Origin of the sequence: Microbacterium sp. NPDC058062 (genome assembly GCF_042885375.1) — a bacterium.
GTDB classification, from domain to species: domain Bacteria; phylum Actinomycetota; class Actinomycetes; order Actinomycetales; family Microbacteriaceae; genus Microbacterium; species Microbacterium trichothecenolyticum_C.
This window is the reverse complement of sequence record NZ_JBHVSC010000004.1, coordinates 167,398-183,020: the sequence shown is the minus strand read 5'-3', so window position 1 is coordinate 183,020 and position 15,623 is coordinate 167,398. Positions and strand designations below refer to the sequence as shown.

At 70.0% G+C, this 15,623-nt stretch carries 15 protein-coding genes; 9 read left to right on the top strand and 6 right to left on the bottom strand.

Annotated elements, in window-relative coordinates; translation table 11 throughout:
- The first annotated feature begins 267 nt into the window (after window positions 1-267).
- From ACFVSU_RS14190 to ACFVSU_RS14180, 3 genes are read left to right on the top strand one after another with little or no spacing between them, the layout of a single operon-like run.
- Window positions 268-1,323 carry a homoserine dehydrogenase gene (locus tag ACFVSU_RS14190; protein ID WP_387144004.1) on the top strand — a complete coding sequence of 352 codons (1,056 nt, stop codon included), beginning with the start codon at window positions 268-270 and terminating at the stop codon, window positions 1,321-1,323.
- On the top strand, window positions 1,320-2,732 hold the full coding sequence (locus ACFVSU_RS14185; protein WP_387144001.1) for an aldehyde dehydrogenase family protein: 1,413 nt from the start codon (window positions 1,320-1,322) through the stop codon (window positions 2,730-2,732). Before ACFVSU_RS14190 ends, ACFVSU_RS14185 begins: the two co-directional genes overlap by 4 nt.
- Complete coding sequence (locus ACFVSU_RS14180) at window positions 2,729-4,108, top strand: aspartate ammonia-lyase (protein ID WP_387143998.1); 1,380 nt, start codon at window positions 2,729-2,731, stop codon at window positions 4,106-4,108. The genes ACFVSU_RS14185 and ACFVSU_RS14180 overlap by 4 nt, the downstream gene beginning before the upstream one ends.
- Window positions 4,109-4,140: 32 nt before the next feature.
- Here ACFVSU_RS14180 and ACFVSU_RS14175 read toward each other — a convergent pair whose 3' ends face one another.
- Window positions 4,141-4,584, bottom strand: coding sequence for an Lrp/AsnC family transcriptional regulator (locus ACFVSU_RS14175; RefSeq protein WP_387143995.1), 444 nt, complete (start codon window positions 4,582-4,584; stop codon window positions 4,141-4,143).
- A gap of 106 nt (window positions 4,585-4,690) precedes the next feature.
- Here ACFVSU_RS14175 and ACFVSU_RS14170 point away from each other — a divergent pair, with 106 nt between their 5' ends.
- The 3 genes from ACFVSU_RS14170 to ACFVSU_RS14160 are packed head-to-tail and all read left to right on the top strand — an operon-like array spanning window position 4,691 to window position 7,817.
- Window positions 4,691-5,977, top strand: coding sequence for a trans-sulfuration enzyme family protein (locus ACFVSU_RS14170; RefSeq protein ID WP_387143993.1), 1,287 nt, complete (start codon window positions 4,691-4,693; stop codon window positions 5,975-5,977).
- 2 nt (window positions 5,978-5,979) lie between these two features.
- Entirely contained in the window at window positions 5,980-6,870 is an 891-nt protein-coding gene (gene mmuM, locus ACFVSU_RS14165) for a homocysteine S-methyltransferase (RefSeq protein WP_387145235.1), read from the top strand.
- A 29-nt stretch (window positions 6,871-6,899) separates the two neighbouring features.
- The gene (locus ACFVSU_RS14160; RefSeq protein WP_387143990.1) at window positions 6,900-7,817 is read left to right on the top strand and encodes a DMT family transporter; all 918 of its coding nucleotides are present in this window, start codon (window positions 6,900-6,902) and stop codon (window positions 7,815-7,817) included.
- 67 nt (window positions 7,818-7,884) lie between these two features.
- On the opposite strand, the gene ACFVSU_RS14155 is transcribed toward ACFVSU_RS14160, so the two are convergent.
- Window positions 7,885-9,096 (bottom strand): saccharopine dehydrogenase family protein, encoded by a 1,212-nt coding sequence (locus tag ACFVSU_RS14155; RefSeq protein WP_387143987.1) that lies wholly within the window; start codon window positions 9,094-9,096, stop codon window positions 7,885-7,887.
- A gap of 95 nt (window positions 9,097-9,191) precedes the next feature.
- On the opposite strand from ACFVSU_RS14155, the gene ACFVSU_RS14150 reads away from it, so the two are divergent.
- Together ACFVSU_RS14150 and ACFVSU_RS14145 are read left to right on the top strand one after the other, a co-directional pair.
- Window positions 9,192-9,659, top strand: a complete 468-nt coding sequence (locus ACFVSU_RS14150; RefSeq protein WP_387143984.1) for a hypothetical protein — start codon at window positions 9,192-9,194, stop codon at window positions 9,657-9,659.
- 117 nt (window positions 9,660-9,776) lie between these two features.
- Window positions 9,777-10,670, top strand: a complete 894-nt coding sequence (locus ACFVSU_RS14145; protein ID WP_387143981.1) for an aldo/keto reductase — start codon at window positions 9,777-9,779, stop codon at window positions 10,668-10,670.
- 70 nt (window positions 10,671-10,740) lie between these two features.
- Here ACFVSU_RS14145 and ACFVSU_RS14140 read toward each other — a convergent pair whose 3' ends face one another.
- From ACFVSU_RS14140 to ACFVSU_RS14125, 4 genes are all read right to left on the bottom strand, one after another.
- The gene (locus ACFVSU_RS14140) at window positions 10,741-11,277 is read right to left on the bottom strand and encodes a DUF1697 domain-containing protein (RefSeq protein ID WP_387143978.1); all 537 of its coding nucleotides are present in this window, start codon (window positions 11,275-11,277) and stop codon (window positions 10,741-10,743) included.
- A 27-nt stretch (window positions 11,278-11,304) separates the two neighbouring features.
- Window positions 11,305-12,150 carry a helix-turn-helix transcriptional regulator gene (locus ACFVSU_RS14135; protein WP_387143974.1) on the bottom strand — a complete coding sequence of 282 codons (846 nt, stop codon included), beginning with the start codon at window positions 12,148-12,150 and terminating at the stop codon, window positions 11,305-11,307.
- Between the two features lie 53 nt (window positions 12,151-12,203).
- Entirely contained in the window at window positions 12,204-13,142 is a 939-nt protein-coding gene (locus ACFVSU_RS14130) for an SDR family oxidoreductase (RefSeq protein ID WP_387143971.1), read from the bottom strand.
- Between the two features lie 105 nt (window positions 13,143-13,247).
- A complete protein-coding gene (locus ACFVSU_RS14125) occupies window positions 13,248-13,727 on the bottom strand; it encodes a heme-degrading domain-containing protein (RefSeq protein WP_387143968.1) in 480 nt (159 codons plus the stop codon).
- A 324-nt stretch (window positions 13,728-14,051) separates the two neighbouring features.
- Between ACFVSU_RS14125 and ACFVSU_RS14120 the strand changes: the two genes are divergently transcribed.
- Entirely contained in the window at window positions 14,052-15,476 is a 1,425-nt protein-coding gene (locus ACFVSU_RS14120) for a DUF222 domain-containing protein (protein ID WP_387143965.1), read from the top strand.
- The last annotated feature ends 147 nt before the right edge of the window (window positions 15,477-15,623 follow it).

The window sequence follows — 15,623 nt, the reverse complement described above, 5'->3', positions numbered from 1 at the left end:
TTGAGAGATCAGGTGTTGGGAGTTGTGCCACATCATCACAGCAATGTGTCTATGGTGCACGCACGATGTGACGGGCAGATTACCGGGCTCGGGGGTGGGCGCACAAGACAACCGCGGAAATCCGCGGCGTTCGAGCGCGATTCGGGCAGAGCTTCCGCGCCGCGGTCGGTTTGGCATCCTGCACGAGCGATCTGGCAGGCGCGGGCTGACGCGACCGCTGGGGATGCTGGGTCGAACCTCTTCCCCACCCTCTTGAAGGAGCTCGACGTGAACCGTCATGACATCGCGCTGATCGGCTTCGGCGGCGTCAACCGTGCGCTGGCGCAGATCATCCTCGACCGCGGCGACGAACTCGCCACAGAGCTCGGCTTCGCGCTGCGAGTCGTCGCCATCACCGACCTGCGCCTCGGCTCCCTGATGCAGGCCGACGGCATCGACCTTGCCGACGTGTTCGCGATGTCGGACGGCGAGACCTTCGCGGGCAAGCCGGGTGGAACGGCCGCGCCGCAGAACGACTACGTCATCCGCAACAGCACCGCCGACATCGTGGTCGAGGCCACGTTCACGAACCCGATCGACGGCGAGCCGGGGATCTCGCACGTGCGCGCCGCGCTGGAGAGCGGTAAGAGTGTCACCACGACGAACAAGGGGCCGGTCGCCCTGCGCGGGCTCGAGCTGAACCGGCTCGCGGCCGCCAACGGTGTCACCTTCCAGTACGAGGGGTCGGTGGTCAGCGGAACCCCGATCCTGCGGTTCGCGTCCGAGACGCTCAGGGGGCTGCGCATCGACGCGGTCGAAGGCATCCTCAACGGCACGAGCAACTACGTGCTCGGTCAGATGGAGTCGGGCATGACGCTGGACGCCGCCGTCGCGGAGGCTCAGGCTCTCGGATACGCCGAGGCGGACCCCACGGCCGACATCGAAGGTTCCGACGTCCAGCTCAAGGTCGTGATCCTGGCCAACGAACTGCTGGGTGCCGACATCACCACCGCCGACGTGACCCGGCGCGGGATCTCCGAGGTCTCGGCCGCCGACATCATCGAAGCCGCCGCGCAGGGCAAGCGGTACAAGCTGATCGGGTCGGCGTTCCGCAACGCCGCCGGCACGGTCACCGCGAAGGTCGAGCCGGTGGCGCTGCCGCTGACCCACCCGCTCGCCAGCGTCAGCGGTCCGACGAACGCGGTCTCGTTCGACACCGATCTCCTCGGCACGGTGACCGTCTCGGGCCCCGGCGCCGGGCGCATCGAGACCGCGTACGCGCTGCTGTCGGACATCATCGCGATCGACGCGCATCAGCGGGCTCGCATCGAGGCTGTCCGATGAGCATCGTGGAGCACACGCCGGACATCGGCTCTGGTTACCCGGACCTGGTCGTCACGGACCCGTTCGACGGAGAGGTGATCGGCGTCGTCGCGCAGAACGGGCCCGCCCAGCTCGAGCAGATCCTGGAGCGCGCTCGCACCGGATTTCAGCTGTCGCGGTCGCTGTCGCGGTTCTCGCGGCACAAGATCCTCGAGCGTGCGTCGACGCTGCTCGGGGAGCGTGCCGAGACGGCCACCGGCCTGATCGTGCGGGAGGCGGGAAAAACGCTTCGGCAGGCGCGGAAAGAGGTCGCCCGAGCGGTGATGACACTCTCGCTGTCTGCCGACGCGGCCCGCTCCGATGCCGGAGAAGTCGTCCCGTTCGATGCGTTCGAAGGCTCGGAGAACCGTCGCGGGTGGTTCACCCGCGAGCCGCTGGGCATCATCGTCGCCATCACTCCCTACAACGATGCGTTGAACCTCGTCGCGCACAAACTGGGCCCGGCGGTCGCCGGAGGCAACTCGGTCGTGCTCAAGCCCTCCCAGCTGACCCCGCTGACCGCGCGGTTCCTGGTCGATCTGCTCATCGACGCGGGCCTCCCCGATGAGATCATCACTGTCGTGCACGGCGACCGCGACCTGGCGCAGGCGCTCATCTCGGCCCGCGAGGTGCGCATGGTGTCGTTCACCGGAGGGTTCGCCACAGGTGAGGCGATCGCCCGCAACGCCGGTCTGAAGAAGCTCGCGATGGAACTGGGCGGCAACGCTCCGGTCATCGTGTTCTCCGACGCGGACATCCCCGCGGCGGTAGAGGCGTGCGTGTCCGGCGCATTCTGGGCCGCGGGGCAGAACTGCGTGGGCGCGCAGCGCATCCTCGTGCAGAGGGAGGTGTACGAAGAGTTCCGCGACCGGTTCGCGGCGCAGGCGATCGCTCTCCACGCGGGCGACCCGCGCGACGAGGCCACCGACGTCGGCCCGATGATCTCGGTCGCCTCGGCGCAGGCCGCCGAGCGGCTCGTCGACCACGCGGTGGCGGCGGGAGGCCGTGTGCTGGCGGGGCATCGCCGACAAGGCGCCGTGTACTGGCCGACCGTCGTCGAGGGTGTGCCGTTCTCGTGCGAGCTGTGGGCGGACGAGGCATTCGCGCCGGTGGTCGTACTGTCGCCGTTCGAGACCGAGGAGCAGGCGATCGCGCAGGCGAACGAGATCGACTACGCGCTGCACGCCGCGACGTTCACCCGCGACATCACGCGGGCGCTGCGGGTGGCGGGGCAGCTGGATGCCGGGGGAGTGATGATCAACGACTCCTCCGACTACCGCGTCGACAGCATGCCGTTCGGCGGCTCGAAGTACGGCAGCATGGGCCGTGAGGGCGTCCGATTCGCGTACGAGGAGATGACCCAGCCCAAGGTCGTCTGCATCAACGCATGAGCCCGATCGCCACCCGCCTCGAGCGCGATTCGCTCGGTGAGCTGGAGGTGCCCGCCGACGTCTATTGGGGTGTCCACACGGCCCGCGCCCGGGAGAACTTCGCCATCAGCAACACGCCGATCTCGCAGCATCCCGATCTCGTCGAGGCTCTTGTCACGGTGAAGGATGCCGTCGCCGCCGCAAACCACGAGCTCGGGCTGCTTCCGGCCGGCGTGGCGGAGGCTATCGCCGTCGCGTGCCGGAGGGTGCGGGGAGGTGAACTGCACGACCAGTTCTGTGTCGACGTTCTGCAGGGTGGTGCAGGCACCAGCACGAACATGAACACGAACGAGGTGATCGCCAACGCCGCCCTGGAGTTCCTGGGACTGCCGCGCGGCCGCTACGACGTGGTGCACCCCATCGACGACGTGAACCGGAGCCAGTCGACCAACGACGTCTATCCGACCGCGGTCAAGATCGCGGTGGCGAACGGGCTCCTCCGGCTCATACCCGCGCTGGAGGATCTCGCCGCGGCGTTCGAGGAGCGAAGCGTCGCGTTCGGCGACATCGTCAAGATCGGCCGGACCCAGTTGCAGGACGCCGTGCCGATGACCCTCGGCGACGAGTTCGCCGCGTTCGCGGTCGCCATCCGCGAAGACGTGGTGCGCATCGGCGACACCGTGCCGCTGCTGCTGGAATGCAGCCTCGGCGGAACCGCTGTCGGCACCGGCGTGACCGCTCCGGCCGGATATCGGGAGGTCGCTCTGGAACGGCTCCGCGAGCGTTCGGGGCTGCCGATGTCGCCGGCGGCGCACCTGTTCGAAGCCAGCTGGGACGTCAGTGCGTTCCTGCAATCCTCCGCGGTGCTTCGTCGCACGGCGATCAAGCTGTCGAAGATCAGCAACGATCTCCGGCTGCTCGCCAGCGGTCCGCAGGCGGGTTTCGGCGAGATCCGCCTGCCGTCTCGCCAAGCGGGGTCCTCGATCATGCCGGGAAAGGTGAACCCGGTCATCCCCGAGGTCATGAACCAGATCGCGTTCGCCGTGATGGGGGCGGACGTGACGATCGGTGTCGCCGCGGAGGGTGGTCAACTGCAGCTGAACGCCTTCGAGCCGGTCATGGCGCACTCGCTGCTGCAGTCGCTGGGCTGGGTGACCAACGGCGTCTCGGCGCTGCGCCGGTTCTGTGTGGAGGGCATCGAGGCGAACGATGGTGTGCTCGCGCGGAACGTTGCGACGTCTGTCGGCGCCGTGACCGCTCTCGTGCCGTCCATCGGCTACGAGGCGGCCGCCCACGCGGCTCAGCACGCGCTCCGCACCGGCATCCCGATCGCCGACGCGGTGTCGCAGCACACCGGTCTGTCTCCGGAGCAAGCTGCCGAGCTCTTGGCGCACTGAGGCGCTGCCGCCCGAGCTCTCGGGCGGCAGCGTCACCGCCGGTCGATGGCCCGCGACAGCGAGACCGCCGTCACGGTGTCGGCCACGCCCGGAAGTGCGGCGATCTGCTCCCAGATCTGGCCCACGCGATCCATCGAGTCGGCTTCCACCGTCACGAAGAGGTCGTACGCCCCCGACAGCACGTCGCAACGAGCGACCTCCGGAATGCCGCGCAGCGCGGCGATCACCCGGTCGTCCCGCATCCGGTCGACGCGGTAGACCATGACCATCGCCGTCACGCGTGGCCGGGATGCGACGCCCCGGAGGACGGTGTAGCCGGCGATGACGCCATCGCGCTCCATGCGTTCGATGCGTTGGCGGACGGCATTGCGCGACAGGTGCACCTGGCCTGCCAGGGTGACCATCGGCAGCCTCGCGTCCGCGGTCAACGCTGCGAGCAGCTGCTGGTCGATGTCGTCCAGGTGCGATGCGGCCACGATGCCTCCGTGCACAATTAGCAATTGCAAGTGTCAACTGCACACACTACCGTAGACCCGGGAGTGCTCTGGCGCCCCGTCTCTTCACTGGAAGGTAAGAAACGCAATGTCGCAACGGCCGGACCGCCGACGGGTGGAGACCCTGTCGGATCTCACCCTCGCTGTGCACGGCGGTAATCGCCTCGACTCCACGAGGGCGCTGCGAACGCCCTTGGTGATGGCCAACTCCTACGAGCTCCCCGACGATCCGAGCGACATCAGCTGGTCGGCCTCCGCGCCAGGGCTGTACACCCGCAACACGGGTGTCAACCAGGCCGGCCTGCAGGACAAGCTCGCGGCCCTCGACGGAGGCGAGGACGCCGTCGCGCTCGCATCGGGCGTCGCAGCCCTGCATGCGGTCTTCTTCACGCATGTTCGCGTCGGCGACCACGTCATCGTCAGCGACATCACGTACGAGGCGACCTGGCGACTGTGGAGCGAGCTTCTGCCGCAGCGGTACGGCATCGAGGCGACGTTCGTCGACATGGGCGATCTGGATGCGCTGCGCGCGGCCTTCCGCCCCAATACCCGGCTCGTCTGCATCGAGGCCATTGCGAACCCCACCACGAAGGTGGCGGACGTCTCCGCGATCGCGGAGATCACGCGTGCCGCCGGCGCGATCCTGATGGTCGACTCGACCTTCACCCCGCCGCCGTTCTACCGCCCGCTCGCCGACGGCGCCGATCTCGTCGTCCACTCCCTGACGAAGTACATCAACGGCCACGGTGACGCCATGGGAGGCGCCGTCGTCGGCTCACGCGCGCTCATCGAGCCGATCAAGGCCGACGCCATGGTCGATGTCGGCGGAGTGATCTCGCCGTTCAACGCCTGGCAGATCCATCGCGGGTCGGTGACGCTCCCGCTCCGCCTTCGGCAGCACATGGCGTCGGCGCTCGCCGTCGCCGAGTTCCTCGAAGACGACCCGCGAGTCGAGTACGTCTACTATCCCGGCCTGCCGTCGCACCCCGAGCATGCTCTCGCGACGCGGCAGTTCGGCGGTCGCGGATACGGCGGCATGATCGCGTTCGCCGTCGCCGGCGACCCCGGCACCCAGAACCGGTTCGTCGCCCATCTGCGGCTCATCACCTCGGGCTTCTCCCTCGGTCACGACGACTCACTGATCGTTCACACCGGAACCGAAGGCGGTCGAGTGGCCACGTACCCGCTGCCCTTCCGCACGTTCGGCCATCTGCGCCTCTCGGTCGGCATCGAGGAGACCTCCGATCTGCTCGCAGATCTCGAAGCCGCCCTCGACGCGACGTTTCCGTCCTCCCGAGTTCAGCGGTCACGGGTTCTCGAGCCGGGTGTCTCCGCCTCGTCGGGCTGGGGCCGATCGGAGAGGATGAGCGGGTGAGGATGTCGCGGACACCGGTGATCGTGCTCGACGGCGGGCTCTCCAACGCGCTCGTCGACCGTGGCCACGAACTCACCGACGACCTCTGGACCGCGCGCCTGCTCCGCGATGCGCCTGGTGAGGTCGCCGCTGTGCACCGTGCGTACTTCGAGGCCGGTGCGCAGGTCGCCACCACCGCCAGCTACCAGGCGAGCGTCGCCGGTTTCGAGCGGGCCGGAATGACTCGCGCCGAGGCCGAGACTCTCATCACCCGAAGTGTGGTGCTCGCCCGCGAGGTGCGCGACGACGTCGCCGCGTCCGCCGGGGACGACGCCGTCCGGCTGGTGGCAGCATCCGTCGGCCCCTACGGAGCGGTGCTCGCGGACGGATCGGAGTACCGCGGCCGCTACGGGCTGAGCCGCACCGCGCTGCGCGACTTCCACGCCCCCCGCATCGAGCTGCTCGTCAGCGCCGGGCCCGACATGCTCGCGCTCGAGACCATCCCGGACCTCGACGAGGTCGCGGTCCTCCTCGACCTCGCGGACGAATTCGCCACACCCGCGTGGCTGTCGTGCACGATCACCGGGGACCGATTGCGCGACGGCCGTCCCGCGGCCGAGGCCTTCGCGCTGGCGGCCGACTATGACGGCGTCGTGGCCGTGGGCGTCAACTGCTGCGCGCCCGGTGACGTGCTGCCCGCCGTGCGGTCCGCGATCGCGGCGAGCGGCAAGCCCGCCATCGTCTATCCCAACTCGGGTGAGACGTGGGACGGTGTGGCTCGTCGATGGATCGGCGAGCCCGAACTCGACCTCGCGCTGACGAGCTCCTGGGCCGAGGCGGGCGCTCGCTTCATCGGCGGATGCTGTCGTGTCGGTCCGGCCGCCATCGCCGCCGTCGCGCGGGCGCTTGTGTAGCCTGAGCCCCACCGCCGAGAGGGGGACGGATGCCTTCGACCATCGCTTCGTTCCCCGTGCTGGGCATCGTCCTGGCCGTCGCCTCGGCCGCTGCGCTGGCGCTCGGCAACATGATGCAGGCGCGCGGGGTCCGCAGCGGCACAACCGGATCCTTCGGGGCCAAGCAGTTCTTCGCACTCCTGCGGAACGGGCCGTGGGTGATCGGCGCGCTGCTGATCGGGGGCGCGATCCTGCTCCAGCTGGCGAGTCTCACGTTCGCTCCGCTCATCGTGGTGCAGCCGGTCGGGGTCGTCGCCCTCGTCTTCGCTTCGCTGCTCACAGCTCACTCGACGCATCGAAAGCCCTCCCGCACGGAGATGCGCGCCATCGCGACCAGCGTCATCGGGGTGGCGGGATTCGTCACCGTCGCCGCGCTGGTGAGCACCCAGCGCACGATCCACGACAGCCAGCTCATCGCGATCCTGCTCACGCTCGGCGTCGTGCTCTGCGTCGCGGTCATCGTGGCACTCATTCAGCGCGGACGCCGCGGACCCGCCGTGCTGATCGTCATCGCCGCCGGCGTGTTCTCGGGTTTCGTCGCGACGCTCGGCAAGACCGTGATCCTGCGGGTGCAGACGGTCCTCACCGAGCAGGACTACAGCTTCGACTCCTCGAATCTGCTCACCCTGGCCTGCCTCATCGGCATCGCGGTCTCGGGCGGCCTCTCGATCTACCTGGTGCAGCGGGCGCACACCGTCAATTCCCCCGAGGTCGTCGTCGGCGGGCTCACCGTGATCGACCCGTTCGTCGCTGTGGTGCTCGGCATCACGATCCTCGGCGAGGCCACGGGTGCGCCGCTCTGGTCGCTGCTCCTGCTGGCGGCCGCCGGCGCGGTCGCGGTCTGGGGCGTGATCGATCTCGCGCGGGCGCAGCAGCGGAGCGCGGGCGACGCGGCGCTGGGGCACTGACTCGGAAAGGGATGCTGCGGACCGGGGTTGCGCATCGTCCGGGGCGTCTCGTCTCGGTTCGCTCGCTCTATGAGCGCGGGTACGGCAACGGGCCGACGTCGAGCGTGAAGCCGTGCGCGCGGAGGCGGTCGGCGAGGTGCTCGCCCATGGCGACCATCGGGGTCAGGACGCCGGCGCGGTCGGGGAGGTCGTCGAGCGCGAGGCTCAGCGCGGATTCGGCGAGCATCACGCCGGTCCCGCCGTAGCCGGGGTCGTACGGTGCGGTGATCCGCGTGCGTACCGGCTGCCCTTCGACCGGGTACACGTCGACGTCGAGGGCGAAGCGGCCGTGCTCGATCGCGTCTGTGCTAGGCCCGCTGCCGGGGGATGGCAGCACCCGATCGAGCACCGCTCGCGTCGGCGGGAATGCCAGTGCGCCGACGAGGCTCGCCGTGCCGAGGGTGATCGCCCCCGCTCGTGCGAAGGCGCCAGGGCCGCGCCCGGTCGCCACCACCTCGCGGTACTGCATGAGCTGGCCGTAGCTCCAACCGGTGAGGTAGTTGCTGCGCTGCACGATCTGCTGGTTGTACGAGCCCATGACGAACGGCGCCTGCCAGCTTCCGCGCACCTTGCCCCAGCCACCGCCCGCGTGGCCGGGCAGACGCACCGATGGACCGGGCGTGAGCGAGTAGGGGTCCGCGAGGAGGCGGCGGGCCGAAGCATCCGTCTTCGTCTCTTTCAACTGCTGCCGAAGCGAGTCGATCGTTCCGCCGCTGATGCCGCCGCGCAGCGACCGGACCTTCAGCGTCGCCGCGACGATCGCCACACCGCCCGCGGCGGCGTGGGCGAGCCCGAGGCCGAGGTCGGACGGGATGGAGTCGAACCCGCACGAGTGCACGATCTTGGCGCCGGTGGTCTCGGCGACGGCGTGATTGCGCTCGATGCTGCGCGCCACGAAGATGCTCTCGCCCGACAGATCCGCGTACGACGTGCCGGCGCGGGCGCATGCCGAGACCACCCCGGTGCCGTAGCGCAGGTACGGCCCGACGGTTGTGGCGACGACGGAAGTGGATGCTGCGACCCGGGCGACCGCGGTGTCGTCCGAGGTGTCCACCTCGAGCGTCGGCCAGTCGACGCCGAGTTCGCGTCTGACATCGTCGAGGCGTGCCGTGGAGCGACCGGCGATGGCGATCCGCACCCCATCGGGCGCGGATCGGGCTAGATGCCGCGCGGTGTACCTGCCGACGAAGCCCGAGGCGCCGAGCAGGACGATGTCGTGGTCGCGGTCGTTCGTCCCCATGCCACGCGAGCGTAGGTGCGGCAGCACCTCATCGGAACCCCATTGCGCGGATGACTCGACCCGGGGTCGTGTCTCCGCGGGTTAGGGTCGGGCTCATGGCCGAGGCATCCGATCACTGGCGCGACGCGGGCATCATCCTGGGCTGGAATCCGAGCTTGTGGGACGAGTGGCCGGGCACGTACGCGGGGGTCGTGGCGGGCGTTGCGACCGGCACGCCGTTCGTGACGCAGTGGTCGGTCGGCGCGCGCAAGGAGGTCGAGCCGGGGACCGACACGTGGTTGCTGCGGCAGGGCGGTTCGTACGGGCTCATCGGGCACGGCACGGTCCTGACGGACCCGTACGAGGACGTTCACTTCGCCGATCCGCGGCGCACGGCAACCTTCGTCGATGTCGCGTTCGACGAGCTCGTGGTCGAGGGCGACCGCGTGCCGCGCGACGTGCTCGAGGTGGTGGTGCCCGAGGTGGCGTGGCGGTTCCAGTTCCGCTCGGGCAACCGCATCGCGCCCGAGCCCAACCGGCGCCTGCGCGAGCTGTGGCGGGAGGCGATGTCGGCGCTCGGGTGAGGCATCGGGCTGGCGGGCGGCGCGGGTGGGCCCGTAACCACCGCGGCGGCCGGTGTCCAGTCCCTGATTCTTGTCGCAGGACCCTGGCAGGCTGAGGCCATACGCGAAGGAGATGCGATGAAGCAGCGCACGCTGGCAGGTCGACAGGTTTCGGCGATCGGGCTCGGGGCCATGCCGCTGTCGATGAACAACGACAAGGTGTACCCGTCGTTCGAGGACGCAGTAGCCACGGTGCACGCGGCGCTGGACGCCGGCGTCACGCTCATCGACACCGCCGACATCTACGCGCCGGACGGTGAGGAGATGGGTCACAACGAGCGCATCGTCGCCCAGGCGCTGCGCACGTGGGACGGCGACGCGTCGAGCATCTTCGTCGCGACCAAGGGCGGGATCACGCTCGGCGAGGACGGCTCCAAGGGACGCGACGGGTCAGAAGCGTACCTGCGCTCGGCGGCCGAGAAGTCGCTCGACATCCTCGGCATCGGCCAGATCCAGCTCTACCAGTACCACCGTCCCGACCGGTGGCTGGTGTACGGCGACATCATCGCCGGTCTGAAGTCTCTGCAGGACGAGGGTCTTGTCCGGGCGATCGGCATCTCGAACGCGAGCGTCGAAGAGATCCAGATCGCCATCGAGGTGCTTGGCGAGGGCAACCTCGCGAGCGTGCAGAACGAGTTCTCTCCGAAGCATCCGGGAAGCATCGATGAGCTGCGCTTCTGCGAGAAGCACGGTATCGCGTTCCTGCCATGGAGCCCGCTCGGCGGCACCGGCGGAGGAGCGCGCCGCGTCGGCGACCGGTTCTCGGCGTTCCGCGAGGTCGGCGAGGATCATGGCGTGAGCCCCCAGCAGGCGGTGCTCGCGTGGGAGCTGGCGCTGGGCTCGCACGTCATCCCGATCCCGGGAGCTCGGCGCGCAGCATCCATCACCGACTCGGCTCAGGCGGCGAACCTCGAGCTCAGCGCGGACGAGGTCACGCGACTGTCGGAGTCGGTGGGGATCTTCGACGACTGACAGGACGGATGCTGCGACGCGTGGTTGCTCGTCGGTCCGGGGCGTTTCGTCTCGCTCGTCCCTCGCTCGCTCAATGAGCGGGAGGCGAGGAGCCGAAGCGGGCGACGAGGCGGAGGATCGTCGGCAGCCCGCGGGAGGTCGCCCGGTCGCCGGTGAGGCGCTCGAGCACCGGAGTGGCGTTGCCCTGGCCGTCGACGTCGTTGCGGACCAGCGCCCAGCCGGGTCCGGCGTCGACGATCTCGCAGCGGGCTCGCGTCTGGAGGCTGTTCGCTTCGGGTGCGTGAACGTCGACCGTTCCGCCGCGGTGGAGGGTGAACTCGTAGCCTCGTGAATCATGCGCCGCGCCGTGTTCGTCGACGATCGCGACGAGATCGGCGAACGGGATCCAGAGGATGTCGCGCTCGTGGCCGGATCGCGCGGCGATCGCTTCCTCGGCGCTCTCGACGACCTCGGTGGGTTCGTCGGAGTCGAAGAGGATCGTGCCGTTGCTCTGGAAGGTCTGAACCTCGGGGCAGCCCGCGTCGGTGAAGCCGGCGACGATGTCGGCGGTGGAGGGATGGCCGCGCTGACCCTGGTTGACGTTCCGCATGAAGGCGATGCAGCGCATGGGTTGAGAGTAGAGCAGCAGACGGCATCAGCGGCCGGCGGCGATCTCCTGCGTGCCGATCACCGAGAGCAGCTGCAGCCGCTCGTAGCTCGCGGTGCCGGGCGTCGCGGTGAGCACGAGGAGGGTCTGGCCCTGCTCCGGGTCGATGAGGAACTGGCACTGCATGTCCATCACGCCGACCTCGGGGTGCTGCAGGCGCTTCTCGCGGGCGTGCGTCGAGCTCACCTCATGCTCGGCCCACAGCCCGGCGAACTCCGGGCTCTCGTGCAGCAGCGCCGACACCATCGCGCCGGCGCGCGAGTCGGCACCGAACTTCGAGTAGGCGTTGCGGATGTCGGCGGTGAACGCGCGCGAGTGCATCGGGTGGTCCTCGGCCGGGTACACGTCGCGGGCCGATGGATCGACGAACCAGCGGTAGCCGACGCTGCGCCGGAAGCCTTCGAAGCGCGTCTCGTCGCCGAACAGCGCGCGGGCGGCCGGCGTCTGCGCGAGCGTCTCGCCGAGCTCGGTCATCACCTGCGCAGGCGTGTCGGCGAGGCGGTCGAGGATGCGCATGAGCCCGGGCGAGACGTGCTCGCTGCGCAGCGCCCGCGCCGGCGCCGTGTGTCCGGCGAGCCGGAAGAGATGATCGCGCTCATCGAGGGTGAGTCGCAGGCCACGGGCGATCGCGGCGAGCATCTGCTCCGACGGCTGCGGACCACGGGCCTGTTCGAGCCGGCTGTAGTAGTCGGTCGACATGTCGCAGAGCACGGCGACCTCCTCCCTCCGAAGGCCCGCGGTGCGCCGCCGAGACCCGCGCCGCAGTCCGACGTCTTCGGGCTGCAGCGCTTCGCGGCGGCGACGCAGGAAGTCGGCCAGCTGTGCTCTGTCCATCACCTGAGTCTGCGGCATCCGTCATCCCTCATCCAGGGACCGGGGATCCCACCTCACGCGGCGACCCGTACGCCGGTGAGCTGCTCGGAGAGCTCCCACACGCGCCGGGCGTCGGCCTCGCTCCGCAGGGGCGAGTACATCGGCTGCTCGGCGGGAAGCCCGCTCAGGTGGCGGAAGCCCTTCGGCCCGTACAGGTGTCCGCCGCGGGCATCGGGGCTCGTCGCCGCGTACACCGCCGACAGTGCGGCCGACGCGGGCGTGCCGAACAGGAGGCCGCGCCGCGACATCGCTCGGATGATCCTCACCGCCGTGGTGTCGGCGGACCGCCCCATGCCCGGCTGGGCGGCGAGCAGGTTCGTCGGCGTGATGCCGGGATGCGAGAGGGTGCTGCGGATGCCCCAGTCCGCGGCATCCGATCTCCGCTGCAGCTCCATCGCGAACAGGCCGAACGCGATCTTCGACGAGCTGTACGCCTTCATCGGGTCGTAGCCCTGCTCCCAGTTCGGGTCGTCCCGGTTGACGGCGCCCTGATCGGCGGCGATGCTCACCTGGCTGGTGACGTGTGCCTTCGCCGCGACGAGCAGCGGGAGCAGTTGCACGACGAGCGCGAAGTGGCCGAGGTGGTTGGTCGCGAGCTGGAGCTCGAGCCCGTCGGCGGAGAGCTGCCGGATCGGCGGGTTCATCACGCCGGCGTTCGCGATGAGGAGATCGATCGGGCGGCCCTCGTCATTCAGCTGCGCGGAGAGGGCGGCGACGGAGTCGAGCGCGGCGAGGTCGAGCGCGAGGGGACGGATGCTGCCGGCCTGCGTCCGCTGTCGGATCCGAGTTGCCGCAGCCTCGCCCTTCTGCGGGTTGCGGACGGGCATGAGGACGTCGGCGCCGGCGCGGGCGAGACGCGCGGCGATCTCGAAGCCGACGCCGTCGCTCGCGCCGGTGACGAGGGCGAGCTTGCCGGAGAGGTCGGGAACGGGAATGTCGAGAAGCTTGGGCATGAGGAGCTCCAGCGTGTGGGGTGGTGCTTCTCATGCTGGACGCGGGCGGGATCGGGATTCAGGGCGCGGTCATCCAGGGATCGGGGGTCCGTGGCTCAGCGCGGCCTACGAGGCGTCGGCGAGCCAGGCCCGTAGGTGCTCGACGACGAACGCGTGGTCCTCGGCCTGCGGCAGGCCCGAGACACCGACGGTCCCGACGACGCCGACGCCTTCGATCGTGATCGGGAACACCCCGCCGTGCGCCGCGTACTGGGTGGTGTCGAGGCGGCCGTCAGTGTCGAAGTCGCCTCCCGCGGCGCGGAACGCCAGGCCCACTCCGAACGACGAACGGCCGTAGCGGCGGGCGACGCGCGTCTTGCGCTCGAGCCAGCCGTCGTTGTCGGCGCTCGATCCCGGCAGAGCGGCGTGGAAAACCCGCGCCTCGCCCAGCGAGATGCCGATCACGATCGGCAGGCCGAGGGCCGCCGCTTCCTCGCGCATGCGGGAGCCGAGAGCCCAAGCATCCGTCACATCGAAACGCGGGAGAACCACCTCGGCCTCGTCGGCTTCGACGCGGGCGAGCAGGGCAGCGATGTCGTCGGTCATGGGACGAACGTACCCGCTGGGCGGTTGCGCTCAACGAGGGGGCAGAAGCCGGGGCCCACGGTCGTTGAGCGAAGGGCGCTCTGGCGCCCGCAGACGAAACGCCATGAGTATGCGGGGGTGTTCGGGCGGGGTGCGGGGTCGGGGGTCTGCGTCTGCGTTCGCGGCGCCTCGTCTCGCCCGTTCTTCGGCTCGGCGGTGGAGCGTTCGGCGCTGATTCCTCCCCAGGTAGTCGTGACTCGGATGGATACGAAGTTGTCCACAGAATTACCGCTGACCGGCGCTTTAGGGCCCGTGAATGTCGGTGGCTCTCGGCAGGATTGGGGTATGAACTTCCCGCTGACCGAGCTTCGGAGCATCGCCGATCTGCTCGGCGACACGCTCGGTGCGCCGCTCGGTGGTGAGGCGCAGCGGGGTTTGTCGCACGGCGAGTTGGTCGCCGCGTTGGGTGTCGTCGAACAGCTGGGCCGGTTCACGGATGCTGCCCGCCTGGCGCTGGCCGGAGAGGTCGGCCGGCGTGCCGACTCCGAGTTCGGCGACGACCGGATCACGGCGCAGTTCGGGTGCGGGTCGGCGCAGGAGCTGGTGGAGCGCATCACGGGGGTGTCCGCGGCGACCGCGCGGGCACGGCTGCGGGACGCGAAGGCGATCACCGGTCGGGTGACGCTGACCGGGCAGACCCGTCCGGCACCCCTGGGCCACGCCCGGGCGGCGCTGGCCTCGGGGCGGCTCAGCGCGGACGCGTTGACTACGATCGTCGACGCGCTGCGGCCGCTGCTGGGCCGGTGCACGGTCGACGAGATCGCGGCAGCGGAGGGCGAACTCGTCGCCGCCGCCGTCGGCGCCGGCGGGGAGCCGGGGTGTGGGATCCATGAGCTGAAGGTGATGGCGACCACCTGGGCGCTCTACCTCGACCCGGACGGCACGTTGCCGGACGAGGAGTACGCGCAGCGGGTGCGGGGGATCCGGATCAGCCGCCGCGGGTACCGGGGGCTGCGGCGGATCTCCGGAGATGTCACCGCCGACGTCGCCGCACAATTCGACCGGCTGCTGGACGCGCACCTCAACCCTCGCGTGCAGGACCGCGGCCCCCGCTTCGTCGATGCCGAGACGGAAGGCGTGCCAGACGAGGCGGCGGAGCGGGTGGGGGATCCGCGGACGGTGGACCAGAAGCGGCACGACGCGTTCGCGTCGATCCTGACCGCCGCGGCCGGCGCGGCCGTGACGCCGACACTCGGCGGGGCCCCACCGACCCTGATCGTCACGACCACCGCCGAGGACCTGGCCGACCCCGACGGGGTCGCGTTCGTGGAGTCCGCGGGCGGTCCTGTGCCGGTGCCGGCGTCGTTCGCCCGGCACATCGGCTGTCACGGCACCATCCACCGACTCACCCTCACCGCGACCGGCGCCATCAAAGCGCTGCACATCGAGGACCGGGTGTTCAACCACTGGCAGCGCAAAGCGATCGGCGCCCGCGACGGCGGCTGCATCATCCCCGGCTGCACCGTCCCGGCCGCGTGGTGTGAGGTGCACCATGTCGTCGACTGGGCCAACGGCGGCCCGACCTACGTCGACAATGGGGTGCTGCTGTGCTGGCACCACCACCACGGCATCGAGACCAGCGGATGGGAGATTCGCATGACCGACGGCATCCCGCAGGTGCGACCACCCGCCTGGATCGACCCGCACCGACAAGGGCGCGGACCCAACCGGCTCCTCCTCCACGAACTCAGACGCGCCAGGTCCGCCTAGACCACCCCGCACACCCAACCCCGACTCCGACCCGGCGCAGGGCGACACCGGGGCGCCCAGCAACGACCCGGGTCGGCAGAGCGAGAGCGTGGGTGGGTGGGGGTCGGAGTTGCTCGGACGTTCGGGGCGTTCGTCTCGCTCGTTCCT

Bases quoted from the DNA above. Each gene is read 5' to 3' on its own strand.
- ACFVSU_RS14185 (WP_387144001.1), top strand. From the start codon at position 1,320: ATGAGCATCGTGGAGCACACGCCGGACATCGGCTCTGGTTACCCGGAC.
- ACFVSU_RS14180 (WP_387143998.1), top strand. From the start codon at position 2,729: ATGAGCCCGATCGCCACCCGCCTCGAGCGCGATTCGCTCGGTGAGCTG.
- ACFVSU_RS14170 (WP_387143993.1), top strand. From the start codon at position 4,691: ATGTCGCAACGGCCGGACCGCCGACGGGTGGAGACCCTGTCGGATCTC.
- mmuM (WP_387145235.1), top strand. From the start codon at position 5,980: ATGTCGCGGACACCGGTGATCGTGCTCGACGGCGGGCTCTCCAACGCG.
- ACFVSU_RS14160 (WP_387143990.1), top strand. From the start codon at position 6,900: ATGCCTTCGACCATCGCTTCGTTCCCCGTGCTGGGCATCGTCCTGGCC.
- ACFVSU_RS14155 (WP_387143987.1), bottom strand. From the start codon at position 9,096: ATGGGGACGAACGACCGCGACCACGACATCGTCCTGCTCGGCGCCTCG.
- ACFVSU_RS14150 (WP_387143984.1), top strand. From the start codon at position 9,192: ATGGCCGAGGCATCCGATCACTGGCGCGACGCGGGCATCATCCTGGGC.
- ACFVSU_RS14145 (WP_387143981.1), top strand. From the start codon at position 9,777: ATGAAGCAGCGCACGCTGGCAGGTCGACAGGTTTCGGCGATCGGGCTC.
- ACFVSU_RS14140 (WP_387143978.1), bottom strand. From the start codon at position 11,277: ATGCGCTGCATCGCCTTCATGCGGAACGTCAACCAGGGTCAGCGCGGC.
- ACFVSU_RS14135 (WP_387143974.1), bottom strand. From the start codon at position 12,150: ATGGACAGAGCACAGCTGGCCGACTTCCTGCGTCGCCGCCGCGAAGCG.
- ACFVSU_RS14130 (WP_387143971.1), bottom strand. From the start codon at position 13,142: ATGCCCAAGCTTCTCGACATTCCCGTTCCCGACCTCTCCGGCAAGCTC.
- ACFVSU_RS14125 (WP_387143968.1), bottom strand. From the start codon at position 13,727: ATGACCGACGACATCGCTGCCCTGCTCGCCCGCGTCGAAGCCGACGAG.
- ACFVSU_RS14120 (WP_387143965.1), top strand. From the start codon at position 14,052: ATGAACTTCCCGCTGACCGAGCTTCGGAGCATCGCCGATCTGCTCGGC.